Genomic DNA, 23,855 nt, shown 5'->3' with positions numbered 1-23,855 from the left:
TCGCCGGCCCAGGTGGTGGGTTGAGTGCCGCGGGGGTTGCCGAACGGGTCAGCCAGGCGCCGCGACTCGGCGAGCGTAGTGCCGTCGAGGGCGAGGATGCCGGTGCCATGGTGGTCGGAGATCTGGTACGTCGAGTTGCCGCCCTGGCGGATCAGGGCGATGCCGCCGGGGATCTGGTAATAGCGGACGCCGGTGACGGTGGCGGGGGTCTTCGTCGTGTCGTAGACGAGTTCGTCGCCGCCGAGGTTGACGGTGGTTTTGCCGGGGTCGCGGCGGATGAGCTGGTTGCCGCCTGCGTCGTAGAGGTAGGTGGTCGGTCCGGCGGTGCCCGTCTTGGTGTAAGAAAACATCTCATTTGGGGAGTCTGCGGGTGCAGATGATGGCTGCTGCGATGCTGGCGAAGGCGGCGAAGTGGCCGGCCTTTCGCTCGTAACGGCGGTGGAGCCGACGGAAGCCGCCGAGCCAGGCCACGGTTCGTTCGATGACCCAGCGGTGCCGGCCGAGACAGTTGGAAGTCTCGATCCCGCGACGGGCAATTCGGGCGGGGATCTGTCGGCGGCGCAGGTAGGAGCGGATGAAGCGGTGGTCGTAGGCTTTGTCGCCGTGCAGCTTGCCGGGACGGCGCCGTCTGGGGCCGCGCCGTGAGCGGATCGGCGGGATCGCGTCGACGAGCGGTATCAGGGCCTGGCTGTCGTGGACGTTGGCCCCGGAGATCGCGAGCGACAGGGGTAAACCGGTGCGTTCGGTGAGCAAGTGGATCTTCGACCCGTACTTGCCCCGATCGACAGGATTCGGACCTGTCAGCTCCCCCTTTTCAGGGCCCGCATGTTGACCGAGTCGACCGCGCACCTCGACCAGTCCAGCTCGCCGCGCGCGCCGAGCTCGTCGAGGACGACCCGGTGGAGCTTGGCCCACACTCGGGCCCTGCTCCACTCGGTGAACCTCCGGTGGGCGGTCGGGCCGGACGGGCCGAAACAGGGCGGCAGCTGGGCCCAAGTACACCCCGACGTCGCCACGAACACGATCGCCGCCAGCACCTCCCGGTCACCGTAGCGGCGCCGGCCACCGCCCTGCGGCCGAGTCGGCGCCGCCGGCACCACCAACTGGAACAACTCCCACAACTCGTCCGGGACGAGACGCTCCACGATCGTCACGCGAGCAGCCTACAAGTCCAAATGAGATGTCTTCTTAGTCACTCCACGGCAGCCAAGATCCACGACATCGACCATGAGAAGCCCAGCTCAACGAGCCTTTGAGCTCAGCCAACCCGCTGCCACCCAACCCGCTGACACCACCCCACCCACTCACACGCCCACCCTCCCCCGGCCTCTGCCACATGACGCCAGGTCAGACCAGCAACATGGCCCCGTGTTTCACCCCACTCGCCGTCGGCAGGGCTTCCGGGGCAGCCACCGACCCGGACGGCGGCGACGAGCCACCACTTTGTGCAGCACCCGTCCGCTGACGTTGCCGTCAACTACTGCCGTCAAAGCGTGAAGAGGCCCTGCCAGAAATGGATTCTGGCAGGGCCTCTTCACGGTGTTACGCAGTTTCGTTGGCTAGAAACTCGCCCAGCAGAACGAACATCCGACTACACAGAGCCTCATCTTCCGACTCGTCTGTCCCGCCTCCATTATCCGATACAAAGATCTGGCGGACCAGCTCCCACCAAACGAGATTCGTGCCATGCCCAAGCCTTACTGCCAGCCACTCACGAAAGCCCTTGAGCAGCCCCCAGTCTTGCATTGCATCACACCCATTGATGAAGGCGACAAATTCCCGATACGAGCCGTCCAGCCCATAAGCTCCGGGCCTGCGCTGCACGTTCCGAAGGAGGGTGTGGAAGTCCACAGCCAGCCTCTTTCTAGTGAAGGGGGGTGAAGTTCAAATCGTCGCCGTACTCAAATTGTCCGCGATACGCGTCCATTGGTTCGCCGTCCGGCCCTGTCCAGGCATCGTACACGCGATCATCCTTCACAACCACGTCATGGTGCGCCCATCGAGAGTCCTGACCGCGATACTTTCCGAGCGACGGTGCCCCATAGCGGTCCGTAATCCTCATTCGAGTACCCCCGATACTCTGCTGGATAGAGCGCGCAACATCCTCGCAGCCATTACTCCCAGAAATAGTGCAGACATTGGATGCCTTACCCTTGGGCCAAAACGTCTTTGAGCACGGCAGGTCGGAATTATGCACCAGGACCGGAACGTTTCCGGCGAGTACATAGTACGTGTGAGTGTCGGCGACGGTCAGGTTGTGGGCCGTCTGGGGTTGGGTTCCGTAGGTGTGGCCGGAGATGACGGTGACGTGCCCGTGGTCCGGCGTGGTGAGCTGGTCGCCGGGCTGGAGGTCTTCCGCCGCTGTCCAACGGTGGGTGTTGTCGTTCCAGTATGGGTGGTGCGCCGTGGAGGTGAGCTTGGTCTCCGCGCCCGGGACACCGCTCTGATCTGCGGTGATCAGGGTGAGGTCAGTGAATGCGGCGTCGTCCGGGGTGACGATCTTGTTGGTGACGGCCTTCCCTGCCGTCTCACCGGTTTGAGGGTTGGTCGCCTCCACTGCATCGCCTGGCTGAATGTCACCGATGGGCTTGGTACTGCCATCGGCCATCAGCACACGAGTGTCTGGCGGGAAGCTGTCGCATTTCGTGACTGCCTTGGCTACGTCATCCGATTCCTTTTCGGCCAGGCGTGCTGCGTCATCCCCTGTGCGGGCCGCACCTTCGACGGCCTCCGCACCTTCCTTGGCGAGCTTGGCGCCCTTGGCGAGTTTGCCGAACGGCAGGACACCGACTGCTGCCATCACGCAGCTGGTCTTGTCGCCGTTGGCACAGCGCCGCGCGTCGTTTACACCGGTGATCTCGGCTGCGACGTGGGCGATGGCAGCCCATGTGGGGTTTCGACCTGGCTTCGCCTCGTCATACGTCCATGAGGAAGCGGGCTTGCGCCTCTCGGTTTTGGCGTTGAAGTTGATGGTGTTGTGGACGACGATCGGCTTGTCCATGATCATGGAGCCGTAGGTGACGTCCTGGTGCCAGTCCCAGCCGTCGTTTCCGTCGGGTGTCCACGTCTCGTGGAGCCCGTCGGGCAGTTGGTTGCTGAAGCCGCCGTACTGTCCGTCGGGGCGCAGGCCGGTGGGGTCGCTGAGGTTGATCGGGTCGTTGGTGCTGTAGGCGTAGGCGTTCCACTGTTGTGGGTCCGCGAGGTCGATTATCGGGTCGGGGCTGAGGAAGCGCCCGGTGGTGGGTTGGTATTCGCGGGCGCCGAGGTTGGTGAGGCCGGTGGCGTCATCCTTGGTGCCGCCGACGAAGCCGTGGTCGCCGGCCCAGGTGGTGGGTTGAGTGCCGCGGGGGTTGCCGAACGGGTCAGCCAGGCGCCGCGACTCGGCGAGCGTAGTGCCGTCGAGGGCGAGAATGCCGGTGCCATGGTGGTCGGAGATCTGGTACGTCGAGTTGCCGCCCTGGCGGATCAGGGTGATGCCGCCGGGGATCTGGTAATAGCGGATGCCGGTGACGGTGGCGGGGGTCTTCGTCGTGTCGTAGACGAGTTCGTCGCCGCCGAGGCTGATGGTGGTTTTGCCGGGGTCGCGGCGGATGAGCTGGTTGCCGCCTGCGTCGTAGAGGTAGGTGGTCGGTCCGGCGGTGCCCGTCTTGGTGTAAGAGGCGAGCTTGTTCTCGCTGTTCCAGGCCAGGGTGGCGGTGCCGGAAGTGTCGGTGACGGCGGTGGTGTTGCCCGCGGCGTCGTACTGGGCGCTGCTGCCGGTGGTGCCGGTCGGCGCTGTGGTGGTGGTGCCGGTCAGAGCGTGCGGGCCGCCAGTGCCGCCGCCGGTGTTGGGTGCGGTGGTCGGGGCGTTGACCGTCCCGGGGGCCGGGAAGGTCTGGTTGGTGGTGATGTCCTTGGTGGTGTCGCCGGAGGGGTCGTGCTGGATGAGCTGGGTGCGGTTGCCGGTGAGATCGTAGCCGTAGCTCTGCCAGTACGCGGCGGGCCCACCGACCGTCGTCCGAAGGGGCGCCTGGACGCCGCTGGTCGGGGTGGAATTGGCGCAGGCGCCGATTCCACCGACCGTGGGCTGAGCAGCCTGGGCGAGTGTTCCGGTGTCGGTCCAGGCATTGGTCAGCCGGCCGAGGTAGTCGTAGCCGAAGCACTGAAGATCAGTGGACGACGGTGTGTTGTCCGGGATGTTCCGGATCGCCGTGAGCTTTCCGGCCGGGTTGTAGGTATAGGTGAGCTGCTGGACGGTGCCGGTGGAGGCGGTCTGCTTGTCCACGAGTTGCTGCAGCGGTCGGCCGGTGGATTCGTCGTAGGTGTTGGTGACGACGATCTGGGTGCCCCAGGGGTTCACCGTGGAGCGGATGCTGCGGCCGTAGGCGTCCCAGTCCGAGGACAGGTCGTAGGTGACGGTGCCCCCGTAGGTGCGCAGCGGCCCGTTGGAGTCGTAGGTGTAGTTGACCGTCTCGCCTGCGATGTCGCCGATGGCAGAGCGGGCGTCCCTGGTCAGTGTGCCCGTGGCGGGGTCGTAGAGCGCCTGGTAGGTGTAGGTGAAGGGGGTGGTGCCCTGGCCGATTTCGGTGCCGGGGATCGTGGTGGTGGTCTTGGTGGGGTGGTAGGCGGTGTCGTAGGCCAGCACGGAGCTGGTGTAGGCGATGCCGGAGGTCCCGTTGACGTAGCGGGTCGAGGTGGCGGGCTTGCCCTTGACGACCGTGTCGTAGGTGAAGCCGGTCAGCTGGTTGGCCGGCGCGACCGTACCGGAGTAGGTACCTATCACGCGGCCGAGCAGGTCGTAGGTGTAGGCGATGGTCTGCCCGCGTGCGTCCGTGACGGTGGCCAGGCGCCCGTCGGTGTCGTAGGTCTTGGTGGAGGTGCCGGTGTCCGGGTCGGAGGTCGTGGTCTCACGGCCGCGCACGTCGTAGGAGTGACTCCAGGTGTTGCCCGCCGCGTCCTTCTGCGTGGCCAGGTGGCCGTCGGGATTGTAGGTGTAGGTGGTGATGTCCGCGTCGGCCTGGTTGCCGGTGGCGGAGGCGGTCTTGTACTGCCAGAGCTGGGTCTTGTGTCCCCGTGCGTCGGTGACGGTCGAGGTCGGGGTGGCGCCCGCGGGCGGTGTGGCGTCGGTCCGGTCGGCGCCGGGGTAGGCGGTGGTGGTCGTGGTCTGTGTGACGCCGTAGGCGACGAACTGCGTGGTCACGGGGCGGCCGAGGCCGTCGTAGACGTTGTAGGTCTGTGCTGGGACCTTGTTGGTGACGGTGTCGAACGGTGTGGTGCTGGGCGCGGCCGCATCGTTGTACCAGGGGTTGTTCGCCCTGGTGACCCGGCCCTGTGAGTCGTACACCGTGTCGGTGATCAGCCGCCCCTTGTAGGCGGACAGCGCGGGAGTCGACTGGGACTGTACGGGCCGTCCCTCGCCGTCCATGATGTCGATCTTGACCGTGTAGTAGTCCTTCGACGTCAGGTCGGAGGTGGTCACGGTCGGCGGCACGGCAGCGCCGTTGACCACGCCGGGGAGCGTGTAGGCGAACTTCTTGTTGGCGCTGGCCGTGGTGGGCTGGCCGGGCAGCCACACGCTGGTCACCCGACCGAGCGCGTCATAGGCCTGGGTGGCCGTGCGGCCGTTCGGATCGGTCGTGGTCAGCGGCAGGGCGCGGGCTGTGTTGTAGGTGATGGTGGTGACCCGGCCTGCGGTGGCGTCGCTCGCACCGGCTGGTGCCGGGCTGATGACAGTGACGCTGTTGGCCAGCTCACCTGGGCTGGCTGAGGCGTAGGTGGTGGTGACGGTCGCGCCGCCGGGGTGCGTACTGTCGGTGGCGTTGGGGTCGGTCGTGCTGGTGGTGCGTCCGTAGCTGTCGTACGTCGCGTTGGCAGCGCTGAACTGCGGGGCTCCTGCGGAGTCGAAGTGGTCGAGCGTCAGCGTGCTGGTCTCGTCATGCGCCGCCCCGGCCTGTCCGAAGGACCTGCCGTCGTACAGAACCCGCTTCCACGAGACGATGTTCGCGGCGGTCGGGGGGGCCGTGCAGGCGTTCGCGCCGGAGGTGGCGATCACTTCCGAGGGCAGTGCCAGGATCTGCGGGTCCACGCCGGTTGCGTAGGTGGTGCGGGTGCAGATGTCCGGCAGGCCGTCGGCGCTGTCGAGTGAGGTGCTGACGCGGTTGCCGTGCGAGGGGTCGGTCGTCGTGGTGGTGGCGGTCGACTGCCAGGTCCCGTCGGCCTTCAGCGACCTCGTCGTGCTCACGGTCGCGGTGGTCGCGTACCGAGCGAGGAGTGCGGGCAGGTTGTTGCCCTGACTGTGGGTGGCGGTGGTGACGGGTCCACCGGAGAAGGCCGTCACCGTGTATCCGAGGATGGTTCCGTTGGCGTCGGCGCTGGTGTAGGTGTCGGTCTCACGGGTCTGGCCGGAGAGCCAGTCGGAGTCGGTCACCCCTGCGCCCATCGGGCCGGCGACCTGGACGCTGCGGCTGGTGCCGTTGGCGAGGAGGTCGCCGTCCATGCCCTGGTAAAAGGTGGTCGACCTCTTCGACTTAGGCCCGTCGTTGCCGCTGCCGGAGACTGCGGTGACGGAGGCGTAGCCGCGGAACTGGTCCCACGTGCGAACCTTGTTGTCGGTGGTCGCGGCGTCGTTGCGGTGCCAGGCGGCCTTTCCGTAGGTGTAGTCGGTCTCCATCGGAATCGAATGAGGAGTACCGGGGTTCACGGTCACGCTCGCGACCGGGTACTTCAGGAACCAGTCGTCCACCGGTGTGGCGCCGGCGATGGAGCCGGGCGGGTTCCACTTGACGTTGAAGCAGGAGAGCGTGTCGCTGTCGGCGGAGGCCGGCATGACGTTGTTGACCCGTGAGCAGGCGGCGGGGGCGTAGTTGACGCCGATGGTGCTGCCGGTCTCGGTGGTGATCAGCTGGACGCGGGGCCGGTTGTAGGCCGGGGGTGCGGGGACCAGGTTGGTGCCGTCGACGCGGTTGGGCAGCAGCTGGGAGGTGAAGGACACGGGCGGCAGGGTGATCTGGCCGCCGGTGGCCTGGGCGTCCTGTCCGGTGCGCTGGATGGAGGCGAGCCAGGGGACCTGGGTGTTCTCGGTGGCGTTCTGCACGTTGATGAACGTGTGGTTGAGCGCGTAGGAGTCCACGGTCTGGTAGGCGCCGTTGACCTTCACCTGGGTGGTGATGGACGTCAGCCACTTGGTGGTCCAGTACGTCGGCCCGTAGACCGTGCACGGGCCGGTGGCGTCGCACTGCTGGTCCAGCGGGACGTCGGGCCAGTTCGCGGCGTTGGCCGCGGTGCGCTGGGAAGGGTCACAGGCCGTGGTTGAGGTGACGCACCGCTCGGAGGTATTGAAGACGATCTTCGCAGCGGGGTTGTAGGCGCCCTTGTTGTTCAGCTGGTCCGAGAGGAGCTGCCCGTAACCGATGGTGGCGGGCACGCCAGCGCGGGTGTAGGCGGTGCTGGTGCCGTTGCCGTTGTTCTGGGCGCCGCCGCGGGAGTAGTAGTTCGTCTCGGGGGCGTAGGTGTAGGTGGTCAGGTTGCCGTGCGGGTCCACGACGAAGTCGAGGTTCCAGCGCCAGGCGGTCTGGCACCACGAGCCCTGGCCCTTGGCCGGGTCGTAGCAGGGGTCGCCGTTGTTGGGGGAGTAGACCGGGACGGTCCATGCCGAGCCGGAGTCCCCGCCCAGCGTGGTCGGGTTGCCGTTCGCGTCCGGCAGGTGGTTCAGGCCGAAGTAGGACACCGTGCCACCGGTGTCGGTGACCTTGATGTAGGAGCCGTTCCAGGTGCCGTTCGTGGCACCGGTCAGGAACTGCACCTTGGTGCCGTCGTCGTCCTTCAGCCGCCACGTGCAGGTCGACTGCTCCATCGCCGCCGGCGCGCCCGACTGGCAGGAGGCATCGTCGGGCACCAGCTGTCCGGAGTGACCTCCCAGCGACATGGTCAGGTTCGCGCCGCCCCAGCACTGGTCACCGGAGCCGGTGATCCCGTCCAGCGAGCACGGCTTGAAGGAACGCTCGACGAAGCCGGCACCGAGGTCCCAGCCGTCACCGATCCAGGACGCCTGGGCGTTCGTCGCCGAGGTCATCCCGTCCACCGACGCCGAGTCGTATGACAGCGACACCTTCGGGGCCGAACCGGCGAGAGCTGGCGGCACTTGCACGGGGTACCCATACGTGAACGCGCCCGATGAGCCGCCTGCGGCCCAGTTCTGCGAGACACCGAGCGGAGTCGCCGAGTAGGTACCGGCCCCACTTGACGCACCCGATACCACCCCGACCGTGGTCGAGGTGGTGGTGGAGCCCGCGTACACCGCGCGGGCCGCACCGGAGACATCGGTGGCACTCTTCGTAGCCGGAGCGGTGACCTTGGCAGCGCCCGTGCCGTTCAACGGGACGTCGGCGACGAGCTTCTTCGCCGACGGATCGTAGTGCGACTCCAGTGGCGTCTGCTTGCGGCAGTCGGCGGCCTGCGGCGTCGTCGTCGCACAACCGGGCAGGACCACCAGGTGGGCCCGGGTGGCCCAGTTCGCACCGAACGCGGCGTCCAGACTAGAGGCGTCGACCCCCAGTCGCACCGGTGCGTCATCGCCCGAGCCCGGGCGGGTGAGGGTCACCGCCACGCCGGGGATTCCGGCGGTGGCCGAGGCTTTGGCGTCGGTCAGCTCGACCTGGATCGTCTGGCCCGCGGCCGACGAGCCGGCCAGCGGCGCGAGGGTGACCGGAAGTCCGGAGGCCTTGGCCTCAGAACCGGTCTGCGGCTTCTCACCCTCGCCCAGTGGGTGCGCCTCGGGTGCGGAGCCGAGCGTCACCGACGCGTGGCCCCCTGGAACCGCCTTCGGCTCCTTGGGCGGTATCCAGGTCGGCGGCACGGGGTGCTCCGGCTTCGCAACCGGCACCAGTGCCGCGTTCTGCCCTGCGACCGAGGGCGTCTTCGGCAGGGCGGTGTTCGGCGGCGACCAGGTGCGCGAGTAGTCCGGCCCGTCCGCGGCAGCCGCGAGCGGCAGGGGCGCGAGCAGAGATCCGAGGACAGCGGAGGTCGTCACGGCCGCAAGGCGTACGCGAAGTCTCCCCCTCCTCGCCCTTTTTTTTCCGAAGCCTGATTGTTGTATAACTGACACCCTTTTACGCCCTCCAAGCGTTGATCCTCCCGGAATGCGAGAGGCATCTCCTGTATCCGAACCGGCGAATGCTAGCGGCACCCACTGACGGACGGTCAACGCTTGTTCCGCGGTGAGGATTCTCACGTAGGGACACAAGTGGCCATTTCGGATCAAGCCTGGACTTCGCCACCGAACTTGAACTGGCCGATGTCAGTGCCTCCCCCTACGGTGCCTCTGGCCTGCGTCTATGCAGGCCTTCCGTGTTCTTTTGGGGGGAGTTTCCCGTTTTGATTAGAAAGTGCCGCTACAACGGCGTGCCGCTCAGGGCATTGACCGCGGCAGCCGTTCTCGCGCTCACCGCCGGCCTCTCAGGCCTCAGCGCCCAAGCCGCCGACGCTCCGAACGTGCCGTCGCAGGCCGCGATCGACGCCGCCACCGCGCTGAAGATGCAGGAGCGTCCGCCGGCCAGCGCGGTCGATCAGGCCATCGCCCAGGCCAAGGCCACGCAAAAGAACGTCCCGGTCGACTCGCTCACGACCGAGTACAGCGAGACCGTCGCCACCCCTGAAGGCCACCTCGCACTGACCAGCCACCTGGAGCAGCAGCGCGTGCGCCGCAATGGCGTCTGGCAGGGGCTGGACGCCACCCTGGCGGCCAATGCGGACGGCACGTTCTCGCCCAAGTCCGCGGCAGGGCAGGTGACACTGTCCAAGGGCGGGAACGGGCCGCTGGCGACGATGACCAGTTCGGACGGGAAGAAGCTTGCTCTGTCCGCCCCGTTCGCACTGCCCTCGCCGACGGTCAGCGGTGACAGCCTGGTCTATTCGTCCGTCGCCCCCGACATCGACCTGAAGGTCACCGCCAGCAAGCTCGGGGGTCTGACCACCGTCCTGGTCGTCAAGACCCAGGCAGCGGCGGCCGACCCGGTGCTGAAGAACCTGCACTTCGGCACCACTCTCGACGGCGTCAGCGTCACGAGCGACGAGCGCGGCAACGTCACCCTCGTCGGCGCCGACGGCAAGCCCCGCTGGGTCTCCCGGACCCCGCAGATGTGGGACAGCACCACCGCGCCCGCCACGAACGCGCCCACACCCGCGGCCAGCACGCCCGCGTCCGTGACGAAGACCGCGCTGACTTCCAGGGCAGCCGCGGCAGACACACCCGCGCCCACACCGACCGGTGCGGCCCAAGCTGCTGCCGGCAGTTCCGACGCCGGCCCGGGGACGGCCTCCAAGGTCTCCACCCTGCCGGTCAAGGCCACCGACACCGGCATCGACCTCACCCCCGACCAGGACCTCCTGGCCCACGGCACCGCCCCGTACTACATCGACCCCGACTACCTCCCCTGGACCCTGACAGGCAATTCCTGGACCTGGGTCCAGTCCTCCCACACCTCCAACAACTGGATGCGCCAGGGCAGCGGGGACACCGACCACCCGGGCGTGGGCAAATGCGGTTACTACCCTAACGGCGGCAGCTGCTCCCCCGCCGACATCGAGCGCAGCTTCTACCAGTTCGACATCAGCGCCCTCGGTGGGGCGGTCATCAACTCCGCAACGATGAGCATGCAGGAGTACGTCTCCGCGGACTGGTCCTGCTCCCAGGACTACCCGCTTGACCTCTACGTCACCAACGGGCCGATCGGAAACGGCACGACCTGGTCCAACCAGCCCGGGCAGCAGGGCGGAAAGCTCGGTGACACGGCCAGGGTGGGCGGCTCCGGGCACGAAGGTTGTTACGGCAACGTGCCGTTCAGCTTCGACATCACCGGAGCGATGAGGCAGTACGTCAACTACGGACAGCTGACCTTCGGCCTCTACGGCGACGAGAACAACCAGTACGCCTTCAAGCGGTTCACCTACCAGCCCGCACTGTCCGTAACGTACGACCGGGTGCCGAACGTTCCGACGAACCCGGGGGTATGGCCGGCGCCGACCACGGCCAGCCCGGCGTCGACCAACCAGGCCTGTGGCGACGGCAACGCCAACAACTGGGCCTGGCTCGGCGCCGGATCCGCCCAGAGCAACGCGGTCTGGCTCAACGCCACCGTCAGCAGCCCCACCCAGGCCCAGGTCGCGACCTGGGACCACATCTGGGACTACAACCTCCCCGGTGTCCCCGACGTCGCGAGCGGCTACACCGCTGCGGTCGGCAACGGCGGCGTCACGAGCTTCCAGGTACCCGCCAACGTGATCCAGGACGGTCACGCCTACGGCTACGGCATGCTGGCCAACGACCTCGTGCACGGCATGCCGTCATCGGCCTCCACCCCCGCCTGCTACTTCAAGATCGACCTCACCCCGCCGACCGTCACCTTCCCCACGTCTGTCGCCGACACCAGCAAGCAGTTCCCGCCCAGCGGCAACGGCCAGACCCCCCAGCTCTACGCCGGCCAGAGCGGTGGCATCCCCTTCACCGCCACCGACCCCAACCCCAGCAACGGATACACCGCCGGGGTGGTCTGCCTGCGCTGGAGCTTCGACCCGCAGCTTGTCGACTCCTCCTGGCAGTGCGGCAGCTCCATGCCCACCGGCCAGATCCAGGTGACCGCCGGGCGCTGGGGCACCAACGTCCTCTACGTCCAGGCCGAGGACAACGCCGGCAACCTCTCCCCGGTGGCGCAATACGCCTTCTACGCGCCGTGGAACCCCAACAGCCCCGCCCCGACCTTCGGTGACGTCACCGGCGACGCCCTGCCCGACATCGTCACCGCCGACCCGAACGGCGACCTGCGCGCCTACAGCATCCCCGCCACCCAGGCCAAGGCTCCCCTTGCCGCATCGAAGACCAAGTCCCCCGGCGGCGACTCCTGGGCCAACTACCGAACCACCCACCGCGGCAGCCTTCGAGGCGGCAACAACGTCGACGACCTCATCGTCCACAAGGACGGCGACCCAAAGCTCTACTATTACCAGAACCCAGGGAACACCGGCGTCACCGGCGCCTTCGACGCCAACAGCTCCTTGCCCAAACCCGCCTGCGACCCGAAACTGACCGACTGCACCGGCTACAACGCGACCGACTGGTCCACCACGCTGCAGATCGCCGCCAGCGGTGACCCCAGCACCACCAAGCTCGACACCGGCAAGAAGTTCCTCAACCGCACCGGCCTGTTCACCATCGAGACCAGCCCCGACGGTACCGGAGCACTCTGGTTCTACCCCACTTCCCAGGACGTCACCTTCGGTTCGCCTACCAAGCTCGCCGCCACCGGCTGGAAGGGCTGGGACCTCATCTCCCCCGGTGACTGGGCAGGCCAGGGCCACCCCGGCCTGTGGACACGCAACCAGAGCACCGGAGACCTGCGCGGCTACACCTTCACCACGGGCACCGTCACCGTCACCGACGACTTCGGCAACAGCACCAGCTACCCGACCCTCACCGGCATCGCCACCGACACCAAGATCGGCTACGGCGTCCCCAGCACCAACTGGCCCAGCATCGGCTCTGACGGCGACCTCACCGGGATCGGTTCGCCCACCCTCTGGGCCATAACGCCGGGCGGGGTCATCCAGACTTTCACGGGCCACTCCACCACCACCGACCCGTACTACACCTGGACCAAGGGCTGGGTCAACGTCGTGAGCGTCTACGCCGACAACAGCCCCATCACCTATACCGCCCAGACCGGCAAGTGCGTGGACATCGCCAATGCCAGCACCACCAACGGCACAGCCGTCCAGCTCTACGACTGCAACAGCAGCAACGCCCAGAAATGGACCTTCGAGCCCGACGGCAGCCTCCGCGCCCTCAGCCACTGCCTCGACGCCACCGGACGCGGCACCGCCAACGGCACCCCCCTGCAGATCTGGGACTGCGGCAACGGCGCCCCGCAGCAGAACTTCGTCCTCAGGCCCGATGGCACCCTCTACAATCCCGCATCCGGCCGCTGCGTCGACCTCCCCGGCGGCACGGCAACCAACACCGCACGCCTCCAACTCTGGGACTGCAACGGCACCCCTGCCCAGAAGTGGACCACTCTCGTACGAAGCTGACGCCAGAATGAAGCGCTGAAACGACAAAAAGGTGCCCCTGACCGGATTCCGGTCAGGGGCACCCCGGCACTCGCCAATGGTCCGATCGATCAGCCAAGCGGGTGGCCGTCAGGCCGGAGACTGCCCCTCCGGCGCGATGTCACGCGGCGCCTCGGCGGGCGCGGCGGCAGTCAAAGGCTGGACCAGGGCACGCACCCGAGCCTCCTGGGCGGCCCGGGCCGCGAGCGGATTGACCTCGGTCCGACGCGCTTGTTGCATGGCGGTCAGCCGGTTGACCACCACGATCGCCGCGAACGCCGCCACCAGCCGCAGCACCGACCCGGCGACCTCCACCCGGGTGCTGGTGCGCACGCTCTCGAGGTCAACGGGGTCCAGCAGGTTCACGTGACCCATCATGGCGTGAGCGATCCGGCCGACGATCAGTGAGCCGATCCAGGTGGACCACCACACGACGAGGACGTTCTCCGAGGGTGCGCGCCGCCTTCCTTCCGCGTCCAGCGGTGCGCTCGCCCTCCAGCAGTCCACCATCAGCTGCCAGGGAAACCAGAGCAGGACGACCGGGGTGAACCAGGCCCCGATGGTCCAGCCGCGTCCCCGGCGGTGGCCATTTGGCACCAGCAGGTCGGCGTTCTTTCGGACGCGGTAGAACCAGACGATGAATACCACGGCGGTGGCCAGCGCCAGCGTGATGAACACGTCGTTCACCGTGTTCGCCACCGAGCCCACGGCGTCGAACTCGTCGAGGCCCACGTCGCCGGCCCCGTCCGTCAACCGACCCAGCAACACGTCCGACCAGACGTCCACCGCAACGGCCACCGCCGCCACCACGGCGTTCAACCCCAGCAGGACACAGACCGCCGCCGCAAGACCGCTCGCCGGGCGCAGCGACGCCGCCCACCCCGGGGCCGCCTCCGCGCAGCCGAAGCAGCGGCCGCTGTCCGTCCCCACAGGGCGTGCCCCGCACGCCACACACACCATCAGATCGTCAACTCCTGGAATCGCCGCGCGCGAACGCTCACGCCGGTACGCCACCACCCCGATCGGGATGGGCGCGCCGACTCTAGGGGATCCACGGCTTCAGTTGCCAGCAAGAATCCGCAGCTCAGGGGCGGTATCGCCAAAAAAGCCGACAGATCACCCCGACCTCCCGGGTCAGGGGCCGGATTCGGGCGTCGCGGCCACTTCCCGGCGCCGGCCCGGTCCGACGCGCGGACCTCGAGGGCGTAGCTCACCAGCTCGACCCGTCAGGCGGTGTCGAGGACTTCGTCGACGAGCTCACATCTGAGTGAGCCCGTGTCTGCCGCTGGGCGGCTACGGCGGGATGGGATCCGGGACGCTCACGGCCCGTGGGTGCAGCAGTTGGGCGGCCACCAGCTCGATCAGACGCAGCAGTTCCTCGTTGGTGCGCTGCGAGCGCAGGTCGGAGGCGGCGGGGGGATGAGGAGGTCGCGCAGGTCCTCGTCGGTGACGACGGGACCAGGAAGCCGTGCCCGACCTCTGCCCGAGCGTTTAAAGCTTGTTGCAGAAGGTCTGGTGCGGGGCATTCCTCCGGTATGGGTGGGGTGCTTCGGGACGTGCCGGTCTGGGTGGAGACGTTCACGGGGCTGCGGATGCGGCAGTTCGAGGGTCTGGTGCGGGTGGTGGTGAGCGGGGGGTAATGGTCCGGGCGGCGGCAGGCCGTGGTGCCTGCCGCTGCCCGACCGGGTTCTGTTGGTCGCGGTGTACTACCGGGCCAACCTCACGATGCGCCAGCTCGCCCCGCTGTTCGGGGTCTCGACCGCGACGGTGTGCCGCATCGTCCAGCGTCTCGGCCCGCTCTTGGCGCTGGAGGCCGCTCCACACCCGGTGCCGGGCCCGGTGCCGGGCGTGGAGCGGCTGTGGATCGTGGACGGCACTCTGGTTCCGGTGCGGGACCGCACTGTCGGGGCGTCGAGCCGTAACTACCGGTTCTCGGCGAACGTGCAGGTCGTCATCGACGCGGACGCCCGTCTCGTGGTCGCCACCGTCAGCCCCGTGCCGGGCAACACGGCCGACGCCCACGCCTGGCGGGCCTCCCACCTGCCCGTCACCTGTGCGGGCACCACCGTGCTCGCGGACGGTGCCTACCTCAACACCGGCCTGGTCGTCCCCCACCGCCGACGAGCCGGCCGCCCCCTCCTACGGGCCCAGGAGGAGGACAACGCGAACACCGCCGGGTGCGCGCCCGCGTCGAGCACACCTTCGCCCGGATGAAGAACTACAAGATCCTCCGTGACTGCCGGCAGAAAAGCGACGGCCTGCACCACGCGGTGCAGGCCGTCGCCCACATGCACAACCTCGCCCGAACCGCATGAACCAGCAGGTCAAAGCACACATTGACCTGCCCCCACCCGGACTTCTGCAACAAGCTTTAGCCCACCGAGGAGTAGGCGATGATGCCGCGGCGGAGGCCGTCGACGGCCTTGCGGGCCGTCTTCCGGAGCTCGGCGTCCTCGCCGGCGGCGTCCTGGATCTGGCCGAGGACGTCGATCAGTTGCTTGGTCCAACGGACGAAGTCACCGGCCGGCATGTCGGCGTCGCGCAGGACCTGGTCGAGGTTGTGGCCGAGTGCCCAGCGGTAGGCGACCCAGGCGAAGCCGAGGTCGGGCTCGCGCTGGCCGACGCCCTCGGCGGTGTTGATCCGGTGCTGCTCCTCCAGGGCGTCGAGGTGGCCCCAGATCCGGACCATCTTGCCGAGCGCCTCCTTGGCCGCGCCCTCCGGCACCCGGGGGGCGCCGGCGTCGTCGGACTGGCGCGCCTCGTACACCAGCGCCGAGGCGCAGGCGGCGAGTTCGGCGGCGGCCAGGCCCTTCCAGACGCCCTCGCGGATGCACTCGGAGGCGAGCAGGTCGAGTTCGCCGTAGAGGCGGCCGAGCCGCTTGCCGTCGTCGGTCACGGTGTCGCCGCGCAGGTAGCCGAGGTCGGTGAGGAGGGCGCAGACCCGGTCGAAGGTGCGGGCGATGGTGTGGGTGCGCGAACGCATCCGGCGTTCCAGCAGCTCGGTGTCGCGGTGGAGCCGGTGGTAGCGCTCGGCCCAGCGGGCGTGGTCCTCGCGGTCGGAGCAGCCGTGGCAGGGGTGCTGGCGCAGTTCGGTGCGCAGCCGGGTGATCTCCGGATCGTCGGCGGCGGCGGCGCGGCCGCGCCGGAACCGCTCGGGCTCCAGGTGGCCGGCCTTGGTGCGCAGTGCGGAGGCCAGGTCGCGCCGGGACTGCGGGCTGCGCGGGTTGAAGGACTTGGGGATGCGCACCCGTTCGATCGCGGCGACCGGGTGGGGGAAGTCGATCATCGCGAGCCGCTTGACCTGACGCTCGGCGGTGAGCACCACCGGGCGCGGACCGTCCTGGAAGTCGGGGTGGCGGGGACCGCCCCGGCCGGAGCGGCTGACCGGCGGCAGCCCCGGGTCGAGGACCAGGGCGAGGCCGGCGAACTTGCCGGTGGGGACGTGGATGACGTCGCCCGGCTTGAGCTGCTCGATCGACTCGATGGCGGCCGCGCGGCGCTGGCTGGTGCCCTCGCGGGCGAGTTCGTTCTCGCGGTCCTTGAGCCGGCGGCGCAGTTCCATGTACTCGTCGAAGTCGCCGAGGTGGCAGGTCATCGACTCGCGGTAGCCCTCCAGGCCCTCCTCGTTGCGCTGGACCTGACGGGCGAGGCCGACCACCGAGCGGTCGGCCTGGAACTGGGCGAACGAGGTCTCCAGCAGTTCCCGGGAGCGGTGCCGGCCGAACTGGGCGACGAGGTTGACCGCCATGTTGTAGGAGGGCCGGAACGAGGACTTGAGCGGGTAGGTGCGGGTGCCCGCCAGGCCGGCCAGCGCCTCGGGGTCGAGGCCGCGCTGCCAGAGCACCACGGCGTGGCCCTCGATGTCGATGCCGCGCCGCCCGGCCCGGCCGGTGAGCTGGGTGTACTCGCCGGGGGTGATGTCGGCGTGGGTCTCGCCGTTCCACTTGACCAGCTTCTCCATCACCACCGAGCGGGCGGGCATGTTGATGCCGAGCGCCAGGGTCTCGGTCGCGAAGACGGCCTTGACCAGGCCCTTCACGAAGAGCTCCTCGACGACCTCCTTGAACCGCGGCAGCATCCCGGCGTGGTGGGCGGCGATGCCGCGCTCCAGCCCGTCCAGCCACTCGAAGTAGCCGAGGACGTGGAGGTCCTCGTCGGGGATGTCGGCGCAGCGCTCCTCGACGATCGCCCGGACCTGGGCGCGCTCGGCGTCCTTGTTGAGCCGCAGGCCGGAGCTGAGGCACTGCTGGACGGCGGCCTCGCAGCCGGCCCGGCTGAAGATGAAGGTGATCGCGGGCAGCAGGCCCTCGGCGTCGAGCCGGTCGATGACGTCGACCCGGCCCGGGGTCCAGACCCGGCCCGGGCGGCCGTTGGGCATGGAGCGGCCCCGGCCGCGGCCGAAGCGGTCACGCGGGTTGCGGTCGAGCTCGGAGCGGGCGAGCCGGACCAGCTCGGGGTTGACGGCCTTGCCGGGGTTCTTCAGGTGGTGCTTGGGGCGGCCGTCGCGGTCCGGGTCGGCGAACAGGTCGTACATCCGGTTGCCGGCCATCACGTGCTGCCACAGCGGCACCGGGCGGGTCTCGGAGACGATCACCTTGGTGCCGCCGCGGACGGTGTCCAGCCAGTCGCCGAACTCCTCGGCGTTCGAGACGGTCGCGGAGAGCGAGACGAGGGTGACCGACTCGGGGAGGTGGATGATGACCTCCTCCCAGACGGCACCGCGGAAGCGGTCGGCGAGGTAGTGCACCTCGTCCATGACGACGTAGCCGAGGCCGTCGAGGGTGCTGGAGCCCGCGTAGAGCATGTTGCGCAGCACCTCGGTGGTCATCACCACCACGGGGGCGTCGCCGTTGACGGTGTTGTCCCCGGTGAGCAGGCCGACCTTGGCGGCGCCGTAGCGCTTGACCAGGTCGCCGTACTTCTGGTTGGACAGCGCCTTGATCGGCGTGGTGTAGAAGCACTTGCGGCCCGCCTGGAGGGCGAGGTGCACGGCGAACTCGCCGACGATGGTCTTCCCGGAGCCGGTCGGGGCGGCGACCAGGACGCCCGATCCGGCCTCCAGCGTCTCGCAGGCCTCCAGCTGGAAGTCGTCCAGCGGGAAGTCGTACAGCTGCTGGAAGCCGTGGAGCGCGCTGGCCTGCTCCTTGGCCCGGCGACGGCTGGCCGCGTACGCCTCGGCGGGGCTGAGCTCCCGGTCGTCCTGGGGCTCGGGATCGGGGGTGTTCATCGCCGTCCGGGTGTGATTGGTGTGATCTCGCATCTCAGCGAGAGGTTACCCGGGTGGACCGACATCGATAGCACCGTTTTCCGGGCACGTACCTGACCTCCGGGATCACTTCCCTCCCAGATCCATAGTTGCAAATGTCTTCAAGTGATCCGGAGAGAGCCAGGTTCGAACGTCTCCGGTCATTCGCGGTGGAGTCCCCCGGTCACTGCCTACCTTCGTGAGCCACAGCCACCAACGCACGGGAGGACAGCCACGATGGCGAACCTGGAGACGTCCCTCAAAGAGGCCATGGCCATCGACGGCGCGATCGGCGTCGCCCTGGTCGACTACGGCAGCGGCATGGCCCTCGGCAGCCTCGGCGACGGCGGCGAGCTGGACCTCAACGTCGCCGCGGCCGGCAACACCGACGTGGTCCGCGCCAAGATGCGCGCGATGGAGATGCTCAACCTGCACGACAACGAGATCGAGGACATCCTGATCTCGCTGACCCACCAGTACCACATGGTCCGGCCGATCACGACGCCCGGCGGCCGCGGCCTGTTCCTCTTCCTGGCGCTCAACCGCAGCCGCGCCAACCTCGCGATGGCCCGCCACCAGCTCAAGCGGATCGAAGTCGCGCTGGAGATCTGAGCCCGTCGACACCAGGGAAGGGGGGCCACGTGACGATGGAGGCACCTCCCGGCCGCAGGCTGGGGGAGCTCTACCAGGTCAAGGCCGAGTTCTTCCGGATGCTCGGCCATCCCGTCCGGATCCGGGTCCTGGAACTGCTCCAGGACGGACCGACGCCGGTCCGCGGCCTGCTCGCCGAGCTGGGGGTCGAGCCCTCCAGCCTGTCGCAGCAGCTCGCGGTGCTGCGCCGCTCGGGCATCGTCACCGCCACCCGGGAGGGCAGCACCGTGGTCTACGCGCTGGCCGGCGGCGACGTCACCGACCTGTTGCGGGCGGCCCGGCGGATCCTCACCGGGCTGCTCGCCGACCGGAACCTGCTGCTGGCGGAGCTACGGGCGGCGGGCAGCGAACAGCCGCTGCCGGACGCGGTCGGCGGCTCGGGCACCGGGTGACGGCGGACGGTTCACGGCGAACGGCCCCCGCCACCGCGCCCGGCTACTCCTTGAACAGCTCCACCAGCGCGTCCGCGAGCCGCTCGTACTCCGCGGCCCGGTTGTACAGCTGGGCGCTCACCCGCAGCAGCCCGCCGCCGTCGGGTCCCGGCCGGCCGGTGGCGCGGATGGCGTACCGCCGCCAGAGCTCGGCCAGCAGTGCCCGGGTCTGCGCCTCGGTGTCGAACCGGCCGGCCGGCAGCCGCACGGTGCGCATCCACACCCCGGGCGAGGCGGGCAGCGGCCGCAGCCCCGCCCGTTCGACGAGCACCCGCTGGCCGTACCCGGCGAGGGCGGCGTTGTGCCCGGCCACCGCCTCCCGCCCGAGCCCGCGCAGCAGCTCGAAGCCGGCCGGGGCGGCCAGCCACGGCGTGTAGTCGCAGGTGCCGCGCCACTCGACGCAGGCGGGGAAGCCCCGGTGGTGCTCCCAGGACAGCGCGAGCGGGCGGACCCGCGCGGTCCACTCTGGGCGGACGGCGAGCACGCCGGTGGCGCGCGGGGCGAACGCCCACTTGTGCAGGTTGCCGAACCAGAAGTCGGCGTTCGGGTCGACCGGGGCGGGCAGCATGCCGGGCGCGTGGGCGCCGTCCACCACCGTGGTCACGCCGCGTTCGCGCAGCTCGGCGACGAGCCGCGGGGCGGCCACCGTACGGGCGGTGAGCGAGCTGATCCGGTCCAGGACCGCCACCGCGGTGCGCCCGTCCACGGCGGCGAGCACCGCCTCGCGGACCGATTCCTCGTCGGCGGCGTCCAGCGGCACCGGGGCCACCACCAGCTCGGCGCCGGTCTCGGCGGCCTTGCGGGCGGCGGCCTGGTTGACCGCGCCGTAGCCGTGGTCGGTGACCAGGATCCGGTCGCCGGGGGCGAGCGGGACGGTGTCCAGGGCGATCGCGACCGCCTCGGTGACGTTGGCGACCAGGGCCAGGCGGCCCGGGTCGGTGCCCAGTTCGGCGGCGATCCGCGTCCGGGCCCCGGCGATCCGGTCGGGCAGGTCGGCGAAGAAGCCGTCCGGGTCCAGCTCGTGTTCGACGCGCAGCCGTTCCTGCACCCGCTGCACCGGGACGGGCACGGCGCCGTACGAGCCGTGGTTCAGGTGCGCGGCCTCCGGTGCCAGGCTGAACAGGCCGTCGGCGACGGGCAGCGGGGCCGGGGGTTCGAGGGGGCTGAGGTCATCGACCACGGGATCTCCCAGGCGTGATGTGTGACATTTCACATGACAGACTACTGGTCGGGGCGCGCCCGCACGACCACCATCGGGCCGTGACCCTCACCGACCCCTTCCTCGCCCTCAGCGCCCGCACCGGCCGGTTCGGCCACGGCGCCCCGCGCGCGTACACCCTCGCCGAGGACGGCACCCGGCTGCTGCTGCTCCGCTCGACCGGTCCGGAGGATCCGGTCGAGCGCCTCCACCTGCTCGACGTCACCACCGGCGTCGAACGCCTGGTCGCCGACCCGGCGGCGCTGGTCCCGGGCCGCAGCGGCGACCGCGACGAACTGCCCACCGCCGAGCGGAGGTTGCGCGAGCGCACCCGACTGGTCGCCGCCGGGATCGGCAGCTACGCGGCCACCCCCGACCTCGCCACCGCCGTCCTCACCCTGGACGGCCGGCTGTTCCGCACCGACACCGCCACCGGCACGAGCGTCGAACTGCCCACCGCCGGGCCCGCGTTCGACCCCAGGCCGGACGCCGAGGGCCGGCGCGTCGCCTACGTCGCCGACGACGCCCTCTACGTCACACCCGGGTCGACGCCGCTCTCCCCCCGCGACGGCGCCCGCTGGGGCGTGGCCGAGTTCGCCGCCGCCGAGGAGCTCGGCCGCACCCGGGGCCACTGGTGGCGCCCGGACGGCGGCGCGCTGCTGGCCACCCGGGTGGACGAATCCGCCCTCCCCCGACGCCACTTCGCCGACCCGGCCCGCCCCGCCGAGCCCGCCGAGGACTTCGCTTACCCGCAGGCCGGCGGGCCCAACGCGGACGTCCGGCTCTGGGTGCTCGGCCTCGACGGCGGCCGGGTCGAACTGCGCTGGGACGCGACGGAGTTCCCGTACCTGTGCGCCGCCTCCTGGGCCTCCGACGACGAAGTGCTGCTCACCGTCGCCGACCGGCTCCAGCAGAACGTCCTGCTGCTCTCTGCCGACCCGGCCACCGGCGAGACCCGCGAACTCTCCCGCACCACCGACGCGTTCTGGGTGGACGAGCTGCCCGGAACCCCCGCCCGGCTGCCCGACGGCCGCCTGCTCACCGCCCACGACACCCCGGGGGCCCGCGGCCTCGCCCTGGACGGCAAGCCGCTGGACACCTCCGGGCTGCAGATCCGCCGGGTGGTCGGGCGGTACGACGGACGGCTGCTCTGCGAGACCGGCCAGGGCGACCCGGCCGACCAGTACGTCCACCTGGTCGACCCGGACGGCGGCGCGCCCGAACTCCTCAGCACCGGCGGCGGCGTGCACTCCGCGCTCGCCGCCGCCGACACCCTGCTGCTGACCTCCGCCGACGCCGGGGGCATCCGCCGGGTGGTCCGCCGCGGCGGCCGCGAACTGCCGCTCACCGACCTGAGCGCCGCCCTGCCGTACGCCGTCCGCCCCCGGCTCGCCCGGGTCACCGACCGCGCGCTGCCCACCGCCGTGGTCTACCCGCGCGACCACGTCCCCGGCCGTCGGCTGCCCGTCCTGCTGGACGTCTACGGCGGCCCCGGGTACCAGGCCGTGGCCGCCGAGCCGCGCCGCTGGCAGCTCCGCCAGTGGTGGGCCGACCAGGGCTTCGCCGTGGTCACCACCGACAACCGCGGCACGCCCTTCGTGTCCCCCGACTTCACCCGGGCGATCTTCCGCCGCTTCTCCGGCGTGGCCCTGGACGACCAGGTGGACGCCTTGCGGGCGCTCGCCTCGCACCACCCGGACCTCGACCTCGGACGGGTCGGGGTGCGCGGCTGGTCGTACGGCGGCTACCTCGCCGCGCTCGCCGTGCTCCGGCGCCCCGACGTCTTCCACGCCGCCTGCGCCGGCGCCCCGCCCACCGACTTCCGGCTCTACGACACCGCGTACACCGAGCGCTACCTCGGCCTGCCGCAGGACGACCCGGAGGGCTACGCCGCAGACTGCCTGATCACCGACGCCCCCGGCCTGACCAGGCCGCTGCTGCTGATCCACGGGCTCGCCGACGACAACGTCCACCCCGCGCACACCCTGCTGCTCTCCCAGGCGCTCACCAGGGCGGGGCGCCCGCACAGCGTGCTGCCGCTGCCGGGCGTCACCCACATGACCCCGGGCGGGCTGAACGAGCAGCTCGCGCTGGCCGAACTGGCCTTCCTCCGGGCGTCTTTGGGCTGATCCATTGAGTCCGCCCGGCCGGGCTGGGACACTCCGGACGACCGCCGCCCCACCCGGACGGCGGCACCGAAGGACGGGGAGAGCGCGGATGAGGACCGAGGGACCCGGCCCGGCCGGCGGGCGCCGTTGGACGCCGCTGACGGCCGCCAACGCCGGCCTCGCCTTCGGGCTCGAACTCGCCCTGATCGCAGCGCTCTGCGCCTGGGGGTTCGAGACCGGCCCCGACCTGGCCGCCCGGCTGCTGCTGGGCATCGGCGCGCCGGCCCTGGCGGCCACCGTCTGGGGCCTGTTCCTGGCCGCGGGCGGGCCGAGGTTCCGCCTCCCGCTCGCCGCGGAGATCGCGCTCAAGCCGCTGGTCCTGCTCGCCGGGGCACTCGCCCTGCACGCGACCGGGCGGACCGCCCTGGCCGTGGTGTACGCGGTGCTGGTGCTGGTCAGCGTGACCGTGGAGTACGGCACGCGCCGACGCCCGCCGCGGCGCCGGTCCGGACGGCCCTAAGCTGGAAGCTCGACCCCGACTTCAACAGGACTTGAAGTCGAAGGGGCAGCGGATGGGCGCGACGGACGAGGCGGTGGTCGCATGGGTACGGCACCGGTGGACCTGCTGAGCGTCGGCGAGGTGGCCCGGCGGGCCGGGATCGCCACCTCGGCGGTGCGCTTCTACGAGGACCAGGGGCTGATCTCCTCCGAGCGCTCACCGGGCAACCAGCGCCGCTACCGGCGGCACGTGCTGCGCCGGATCTCGGTCATCCTGGTCGCCAAGCGGCTCGGCATCCCGCTCGCCGAGGTCGCCGAGGTCTTCACCGGTCTGCCCGAGGACCGGATGCCCGGCAAGCGCGACTGGGAGCGGATCTCCCGGCGCTGGGCCGAGCAGCTGCGGGCCCGCCGCACGGAGCTGGAGCGGCTGGAGGAGGAGCTGACCGGCTGCATCGGCTGCGGCTGCGTGTCGCTGCGCCGCTGCCGGGTGCTCAACCCGGGCGACGAGCTGGCCACCGAGGGCCCGGGCCCGCGCCTGCTGCTGCCGAACGACGACCACCGGGCGCCGGCGCCCGGCGCACCCCCCGGCGGGGGGGGGGGGGCGCCGGGCGGCACGCCCCGAGTGGAACCCGGGCGGGCCGATAGGG

General features: G+C 70.0%; 12 protein-coding genes and 1 pseudogene. 7 read left to right on the top strand and 6 right to left on the bottom strand.

Annotated features, from left to right (window positions below; translation table 11 throughout):
* From ABT247_RS17805 to ABT247_RS17795, 3 genes are all read right to left on the bottom strand, one after another.
* The coding region (locus tag ABT247_RS17805; RefSeq protein ID WP_350743729.1) for a hypothetical protein at positions 1–350 on the bottom strand (350 nt) is incomplete at its 3' end.
* Position 351: 1 nt separating this feature from the next.
* Positions 352–1,148, bottom strand: a protein-coding gene (locus ABT247_RS17800; protein WP_502892461.1) for an IS5 family transposase whose coding sequence is annotated in 2 segments (ribosomal slippage) — positions 352–803 and positions 803–1,148 — 798 coding nt in all. Because the reading frame shifts where the segments join, the coding sequence is not laid out codon by codon here.
* Positions 1,149–1,864: 716 nt separating this feature from the next.
* The gene (locus ABT247_RS17795) at positions 1,865–9,007 is read right to left on the bottom strand and encodes a polymorphic toxin-type HINT domain-containing protein (protein ID WP_350743728.1); all 7,143 of its coding nucleotides are present in this window, start codon (positions 9,005–9,007) and stop codon (positions 1,865–1,867) included.
* 461 nt (positions 9,008–9,468) lie between these two features.
* Between ABT247_RS17795 and ABT247_RS17790 the strand changes: the two genes are divergently transcribed.
* On the top strand, positions 9,469–13,059 hold the full coding sequence (locus ABT247_RS17790; protein WP_350743727.1) for a ricin-type beta-trefoil lectin domain protein: 3,591 nt from the start codon (positions 9,469–9,471) through the stop codon (positions 13,057–13,059).
* Between the two features lie 108 nt (positions 13,060–13,167).
* Here the strand turns inward: ABT247_RS17790 and ABT247_RS17785 are convergent, their stop codons facing one another.
* A complete protein-coding gene (locus tag ABT247_RS17785) occupies positions 13,168–13,887 on the bottom strand; it encodes a DUF4328 domain-containing protein (RefSeq protein ID WP_350743731.1) in 720 nt (239 codons plus the stop codon).
* 725 nt (positions 13,888–14,612) lie between these two features.
* Here ABT247_RS17785 and ABT247_RS17780 point away from each other — a divergent pair.
* Positions 14,613–15,392, top strand: a pseudogene (locus ABT247_RS17780) (transposase family protein).
* A 56-nt stretch (positions 15,393–15,448) separates the two neighbouring features.
* Here ABT247_RS17780 and ABT247_RS17775 read toward each other — a convergent pair.
* Positions 15,449–18,304, bottom strand: a complete 2,856-nt coding sequence (locus ABT247_RS17775) for a DEAD/DEAH box helicase (RefSeq protein WP_350743726.1) — start codon at positions 18,302–18,304, stop codon at positions 15,449–15,451.
* A 255-nt stretch (positions 18,305–18,559) separates the two neighbouring features.
* Between ABT247_RS17775 and ABT247_RS17770 the strand changes: the two genes are divergently transcribed.
* A complete protein-coding gene (locus tag ABT247_RS17770; protein WP_350743725.1) occupies positions 18,560–18,934 on the top strand; it encodes a hypothetical protein in 375 nt (124 codons plus the stop codon).
* 35 nt (positions 18,935–18,969) lie between these two features.
* Positions 18,970–19,365, top strand: a complete 396-nt coding sequence (locus ABT247_RS17765) for an ArsR/SmtB family transcription factor (RefSeq protein ID WP_350743730.1) — start codon at positions 18,970–18,972, stop codon at positions 19,363–19,365.
* Between the two features lie 43 nt (positions 19,366–19,408).
* On the opposite strand, the gene ABT247_RS17760 is transcribed toward ABT247_RS17765, so the two are convergent.
* Positions 19,409–20,584 (bottom strand): aminotransferase class V-fold PLP-dependent enzyme, encoded by a 1,176-nt coding sequence (locus ABT247_RS17760; RefSeq protein ID WP_350743724.1) that lies wholly within the window; start codon positions 20,582–20,584, stop codon positions 19,409–19,411.
* Positions 20,585–20,664: 80 nt separating this feature from the next.
* Here ABT247_RS17760 and ABT247_RS17755 point away from each other — a divergent pair, with 80 nt between their 5' ends.
* From ABT247_RS17755 to soxR, 3 genes are all read left to right on the top strand, one after another.
* Positions 20,665–22,731 carry a S9 family peptidase gene (locus tag ABT247_RS17755; RefSeq protein ID WP_350743723.1) on the top strand — a complete coding sequence of 689 codons (2,067 nt, stop codon included), beginning with the start codon at positions 20,665–20,667 and terminating at the stop codon, positions 22,729–22,731.
* Between the two features lie 88 nt (positions 22,732–22,819).
* Positions 22,820–23,230 (top strand): YrdB family protein, encoded by a 411-nt coding sequence (locus ABT247_RS17750; protein WP_350743722.1) that lies wholly within the window; start codon positions 22,820–22,822, stop codon positions 23,228–23,230.
* An 81-nt stretch (positions 23,231–23,311) separates the two neighbouring features.
* Positions 23,312–23,855: redox-sensitive transcriptional activator SoxR (gene soxR / locus ABT247_RS17745; protein WP_350743721.1), on the top strand; the 544-nt coding region annotated here is incomplete at its 3' end.

This window comes from Kitasatospora sp. NPDC001539 (genome assembly GCF_040298565.1).
GTDB lineage: Bacteria > Actinomycetota > Actinomycetes > Streptomycetales > Streptomycetaceae > Kitasatospora.
The sequence above is the reverse complement of the archived record's forward strand: the minus strand, read 5'-3'. Positions and strand labels throughout refer to the sequence as shown.